The sequence below is a fragment of the Sphingopyxis sp. genome, from assembly GCF_035250425.1.
Lineage (GTDB): Bacteria > Pseudomonadota > Alphaproteobacteria > Sphingomonadales > Sphingomonadaceae > Sphingopyxis.
Genome location: NZ_DATFFD010000294.1, coordinates 1 through 5,597, shown reverse-complemented (window position 1 = coordinate 5,597; position 5,597 = coordinate 1). Strand labels below are relative to the sequence as shown.

6 protein-coding genes are annotated in these 5,597 nt (G+C 66.1%); 4 read left to right on the top strand and 2 right to left on the bottom strand.

Going from position 1 to position 5,597, the window contains the following annotated elements; genetic code table 11:
• The coding region (gene purL, locus VJ811_RS17870; protein ID WP_324074887.1) for a phosphoribosylformylglycinamidine synthase subunit PurL at positions 1 to 2,249 on the bottom strand (2,249 nt) is incomplete at its 3' end.
• A 159-nt stretch (positions 2,250 to 2,408) separates the two neighbouring features.
• On the opposite strand from purL, the gene VJ811_RS17865 reads away from it, so the two are divergent.
• A complete protein-coding gene (locus tag VJ811_RS17865; RefSeq protein WP_324074886.1) occupies positions 2,409 to 3,056 on the top strand; it encodes a transposase in 648 nt (215 codons plus the stop codon).
• An 85-nt stretch (positions 3,057 to 3,141) separates the two neighbouring features.
• Here the strand turns inward: VJ811_RS17865 and VJ811_RS17860 are convergent, their stop codons facing one another.
• A complete protein-coding gene (locus tag VJ811_RS17860; protein WP_324074885.1) occupies positions 3,142 to 3,438 on the bottom strand; it encodes a hypothetical protein in 297 nt (98 codons plus the stop codon).
• Positions 3,439 to 3,840: 402 nt separating this feature from the next.
• On the opposite strand from VJ811_RS17860, the gene VJ811_RS17855 reads away from it, so the two are divergent.
• From VJ811_RS17855 to coaD, 3 genes are read left to right on the top strand one after another with little or no spacing between them, the layout of a single operon-like run.
• The gene (locus tag VJ811_RS17855) at positions 3,841 to 4,116 is read left to right on the top strand and encodes an exodeoxyribonuclease VII small subunit (protein WP_037514504.1); all 276 of its coding nucleotides are present in this window, start codon (positions 3,841 to 3,843) and stop codon (positions 4,114 to 4,116) included.
• Positions 4,117 to 4,161: 45 nt separating this feature from the next.
• Positions 4,162 to 5,043 carry a farnesyl diphosphate synthase gene (locus tag VJ811_RS17850; protein WP_324074888.1) on the top strand — a complete coding sequence of 294 codons (882 nt, stop codon included), beginning with the start codon at positions 4,162 to 4,164 and terminating at the stop codon, positions 5,041 to 5,043.
• Positions 5,043 to 5,549 (top strand): pantetheine-phosphate adenylyltransferase, encoded by a 507-nt coding sequence (gene coaD, locus VJ811_RS17845; RefSeq protein ID WP_324074884.1) that lies wholly within the window; start codon positions 5,043 to 5,045, stop codon positions 5,547 to 5,549. The genes VJ811_RS17850 and coaD overlap by 1 nt, the downstream gene beginning before the upstream one ends.
• Positions 5,550 to 5,597: the final 48 nt, after the last annotated feature.

Genomic DNA, 5,597 nt, shown 5'->3' with positions numbered 1-5,597 from the left:
AGCGCCGCGTCGGCTCCCATCAGGTTCGGGAAGAAACCCTCATGCGCTTCGCGGAGTTCCGCGAGCGTCACCTGATGGTCGCTGCCCTCGAGTTCGAAGACGATGCGGTCCTTGATCGTGCGGCCGACCGGATCGACGGGCACGTCGGCGCGGCCCGCGGCGTCGAGGAAGTCGGCGAGGCAGGTGTCGCACACCGTCACGAGGTAGAGCCCCTGATCCTCGCCGAAGAAGCTTTCGGCGACGCCGAACGGCTGTTCTTCGCTGACGAGTACGCCGATATTCGACTTCAGCGCCATTTCGGCGAGCGTCACCGCCATGCCGCCGTCCGACACGTCGTGGCATGCCGTGATCCAGCCCGCGCCCACCGCGCCGCGAATGAAGTCGCCGGTGCGCTTTTCGGCGCGGAGGTCGACGGGCGGCGGCGGGCCTTCCTCGCGGCCGTGGATTTCGCGCAGCCACACCGACTGGCCGAGATGGCCGGCGCGCTCGCCGACCGCGAGCACGATGTCGCCGGTGCGCTTGAAGCCGATGCCGACCGCCTTGTTCAGGTCCTCGATCACGCCGACGCCGCCGATCGCGGGGGTCGGCAGGATCGCGCTGCCGCCGCCGGTCGCCTTCGATTCATTGTAGAGGCTGACGTTGCCCGACACGATCGGATAGTCGAGCGCGATACAAGCCTGCGCCATGCCGTCGAGGCAGCCGGTGATCTGGCCCATGATCTCGGGGCGCTGCGGATTGGCGAAGTTGAGGCAGTTGGTGATCGCCAAGGGAGTGGCGCCGACCGCGCTGATGTTGCGCCAGGTTTCGGCGACCGCCTGCTTGCCGCCCTCGACGGGGTCGGCGTAGCAATAACGCGGGGTGCAGTCGGTCGACATGGCGAGCGCGCGGTTGGTGCCGTGGATGCGGACGAGCGCGGCGTCGCCGCCGATCTGCACCGTGTCGCCGCCGACCTGGCTGTCATATTGCTCCCAGATCCAGCGGCGGCTCGCGATGTCGGGGGTGCCCATCAAGGTCTTGAGGTCGGCCGCGACGTCCTTGGTCTCGGGGACGTTGGTGAGTTCCGCCTGCTTCGGGGTCGGGACATGCGGGCGGTCATAGAGCGGCGCGTCGTCGGCGAGCGGGGCGAGCGGGATGTCGCAGACGATCTCGCCATGATGTTCGAGCACCATGCGCCCCGTATCGGTGACGGTGCCGATGACCGCGAAATCGAGTTCCCATTTGTGGAAGATCGCGGCGGCGAAATCCTCGCGGCCGGGCTTCAGCACCATGAGCATGCGTTCCTGCGATTCGGACAGCATCATCTCATAGGCGGTCATGCCGGTCTCGCGCTGCGGCACATCGTCCATCTTGAGGTGGAGGCCGACGCCGCCCTTCGACGCCATTTCGACCGACGAGGAGGTGAGGCCCGCGGCGCCCATGTCCTGGATCGCGACGATCGCGTCCGACGCCATCAGTTCGAGGCACGCCTCGATCAGCAATTTTTCGGTGAAGGGGTCGCCGACCTGCACCGTCGGGCGCTTTTCCTCGGCATCCTCGCCGAAGTCCGCGCTTGCCATGGTCGCGCCGTGGATGCCGTCGCGGCCGGTCTTCGAGCCGACATAGACGATCGGATTGCCGACGCCGCTCGCGGCCGAATAGAAGATCTTGTCCTGCTCGGCGACGCCGACGGTCATCGCGTTGACGAGGATATTGCCGTCATACGCCTTGTGGAAATTGACCTCGCCGCCGACGGTGGGGACGCCGACGCAATTGCCATAGCCGCCGATGCCGTGGACGACGCCCGAGATGAGATGCTTCATCTTCGGATGGTCGGGGCGGCCGAAACGCAGCGCGTTGAGGTTCGCGACGGGGCGCGCGCCCATCGTGAAGACGTCGCGCAAAATGCCGCCGACCCCGGTCGCCGCGCCCTGATAGGGTTCGATATATGACGGGTGGTTGTGGCTCTCCATCTTGAAGATCGCGGCGAGCTTCTTGCCGTCCGGGCCTTCGCCGATGTCGATCACGCCGGCATTCTCGCCGGGGCCGCAGATCACCCAGGGCGCTTCGGTCGGCAGTTTCTTGAGGTGGAGGCGCGAGCTTTTATAGCTGCAATGCTCGGACCACATGACCGAGAAGATGCCGAGTTCGACAAGGTTCGGCTCACGCCCGAGCGCGGCGAGGACGCGCTCATATTCTTCCGGCGACAGGCCGTGGTCGGCGACGACCTGGGGGGTGATGACGGAGGCGGGCGCGGTTGCGGTCTGAGTCATGGCGCGCCTTTAGCGGCCCGTGCGCAAACCGAACAGGCTCAATAAATAGGGACAGTCCCTATTTATTTGCGAACGCGCTTGTCGGGCGGGTCAAAGCGCGCCAATAAATAGGGACTGTCCCTATTTATTGGAGGGCCGATGCCTCGCTCATCCCGTATCGTGATCCCCGGCGCCCCGCACCATGTGGTCCAGCGCGGCAACCGCCGTCAGCCGATCTTCTTTTCCGATGCCGATCGCAGTCGCTACGTCGATTGGCTGGCCGAGGGGTGCCAGCGCTTCGGCACCACGTGCCTGGCGTGGTGCCTGATGGATAATCACGTCCATCTTATCCTGGTGCCCTCGACCGTCGATGGCCTGCGTGGGCCAATTGCCAGTGCTTCGACCCGCTTGTCGCAACGGATCAACCTCATGCAGCAGACGAGCGGCCACCTTTTTCAAGGACGCTACGCCAGCTATGCGATGGACGACGCGCATCTGATGGTCGCGTTGCGCTATGTCGAAAACAACCCGGTCACGGCCGGGCTGGTCGATGCGGCCGAGCAATGGGCCTGGTCGAGCGCCGCGGCGCATATCGCGCGGCGTCCGGACCGGCTCGTCACCGGCAACGCGTTTGCCGGTGCGATTCCGAATTGGCGCGCGATGCTCGCAAAGGGGCTGGAGGCGGCCGAAGAGGACGAGCAGGTCATCGAGGCGGCGTTGCTGTCGGGCCGTCCGCGCGCGGCAGCGTCGTGGCTTGCCGCGCATGCAGGCCATTTCGGGGACCGCCTTACCCTCAAGCGACGAGGACGCCCCACCAAAATTAAATAGGGACTGTCCCTATTTTTGGGCGCGCGAAACGAACAGACCCCATGATGCATTTTTGCACCATGGGGCCTGCTGTCGGAGAGACGGATCAGCGCGAGGCGAGGGTGGCTGCCGGCTTCACGAGCGGGGCGACGTCGCGCAGCGCGAAGCTCACCTGCTGCGAACCGACTGTGCCGCGGACGCGGTGCTGGCCGACGCGGAGCGTGAACGGCTTGCCGGTGCGTTCCTCGACGCCGCTGATCACGCGCGTGTCGCCGACCTGCGTGACGCTATAGCTGTAGGTGCTGCCCTCATGCTCGAAGCGGTTGGTCGGCGCATCCTTCGCAAGCGCGACGGACGGTGCCAGCGCGAGCAGGCCGAGGGCGGGGAGAATGAATTTTTTCATGATGCAAGTCCTTGTCTGATGAACAAAACTTGCCTTCGGAGCCCCTCTCTTCTTGTGCAGTGCAACATGACTGTCTCGCGCGGCGCGGGCAATTGCAAAAAACAGAACCGCGATTGCGCGGCGCGAAGGGGGCTGACGGATATGAGGGGATGGCCGAAACGACCGAAAATGACCGTCGCCCCCGCGAAGGCGGGGGCCGCCGTCGGCCTTGCGCTACCTGTCCAGCGGCCCCCGCCTTCGCGGGGGCGACGATTATATTCGAACGCGGCTGACGTCCGCTCCCAACCCCCCAAAGCGGACGGCGCCCCAGGCTCGCAACGATATTTCCGTCGGGTGGCAGCCGAAACCGCCGGCGCGACGTCAAGCTTGACCACGGGGGGGCGAACGGGCCAAAGCAGGGCCATGACGGATACCCCCGAACCCGCCCCTGAAACCCTTGGCGCCGCCGATATCGCCTCGCTGTCGTTCGAAGCGGCGATGGGCGAGCTCGAAACGATCGTTCGGCGGCTCGAGAGCGGCGATGTCAGCCTTGAGGAATCGGTGACGCTCTATGAGCGCGGCCATGCGCTGCGCGGCCATTGCGAGGCGCGGCTCGCCGCGGCGCAGGCGCGCATCGAACAGGTCAGCCTCGGCGCCGACGGCCGACCGGCGGGAACGACCCCCTTCGGCGAAAGCTGATCCGCGGTGGCGCTCGTCGACAGCGAAGTTTCGCGCGAGAGGCAATTGCTGCTTTCCACCCAGAATGAGGTCGCGGCGGGGATCGACGCGCTGTTCGATCAACTGCTCGCCGTTCCGTCCGACCCGCGCGGACCGCTCTATGAAGCGATGCGCCACGCGGCGGTGGCCGGCGGCAAGCGGCTGCGTCCGCTGCTCGTCCGTGCCGCGGGCGATCTGTTCCACGTCGACCGCATGCTGACCCTACGCGTCGGGGCGGCGGTCGAGGCGATGCACGTCTATTCGCTGATCCACGACGATTTGCCGTGCATGGACGATGACGACATGCGCCGCGGCAAACCGACGGTGCACAAGGCGTATGACGAGGCGACCGCCGTGCTCGCGGGCGATTCGCTCCATGCCCTCGCGTTCGAATGGCTGTGCGATCCGGTGACGAGCGCCGATCCCTTCGTGCGCGGCGAGCTGTGCTGCGAACTCGCGCGCGCCGCGGGGCCGGCGGGGATGGCGGGCGGACAGATGATGGACCTCGCCGCCGAGACGTCGAATTTCGACCTGCCGACGGTAACGCGGCTGCAACAGCTCAAGACCGGGGCGCTGATCGCCTTTTCGGTCGAGGCCGGCGCGATCCTCGCGCGCATCCCGCCCGAGGGCCGCGCGCCGCTGCGCGCCTATTCGCGCGACATCGGGCTCGCGTTCCAGATCGCCGACGACATCATGGACGTCGAGGGCGACGAGCAACTCGCGGGCAAGGCGCTGCACAAGGACGACGCCGCGGGCAAGGCGACCTTCGTCACCCTGATGGGGCTCGAGCGCGCGCGCGAACAGGCGACCGCGCTCGTCGACCAGGCGATCGGACATCTCGCGAGTTTTGGCGAAGAGGCGGCGCTGCTGCGCGCGATCGCCCGTTATGTGGTGGAAAGGGACCGTTGATGCGCATTGGGGTTTATCCCGGAACCTTCGACCCGATCACGCTCGGGCATATGGACATCATCCGCCGCGGCGCGAAGCTGGTCGACCGGCTGATCATCGGCGTGACCACCAATATCGCGAAATCGCCCTTGTTCGAAGACGACGAGCGGATCGCGATGGTCAAGGCCGAAGTCGCGGGGATCGACGGAGACGTCGAGGTCGTTGGGTTCAATTCGCTGCTGATGGACTTCGCCGACGCCCAGGGCGCGTCGATCATCATTCGCGGTATTCGCGGCGTCACCGATTTCGAATATGAGTATCAGCTGACCGGCATGAACCGCCAGCTCAACGCCCGCGTGGAAACCGTCTTTTTGATGGCCGACGTCAGTCTTCAGCCGATCGCGTCGCGGCTGGTCAAGGAAATCGCGATCTTTGGCGGCGACATCCACAAATTCGTGACGCCTTCGGTGCGCGACGCCGTCGTCGCGCGCATCGCCGAGCGGGGCTTGCTCCAAGGCGAACGTTAGAAGGGAAAACGGCACCGGCCCGCTCCCCCACCCGGCCTCCCATTCCAG

Coding starts and splice junctions, on each gene's coding strand:
- VJ811_RS17860 (WP_324074885.1), bottom strand. CDS start 3,438: ATGAAAAAATTCATTCTCCCCGCCCTCGGCCTGCTCGCGCTGGCACCG.
- VJ811_RS17855 (WP_037514504.1), top strand. CDS start 3,841: ATGACGGATACCCCCGAACCCGCCCCTGAAACCCTTGGCGCCGCCGAT.
- coaD (WP_324074884.1), top strand. CDS start 5,043: ATGCGCATTGGGGTTTATCCCGGAACCTTCGACCCGATCACGCTCGGG.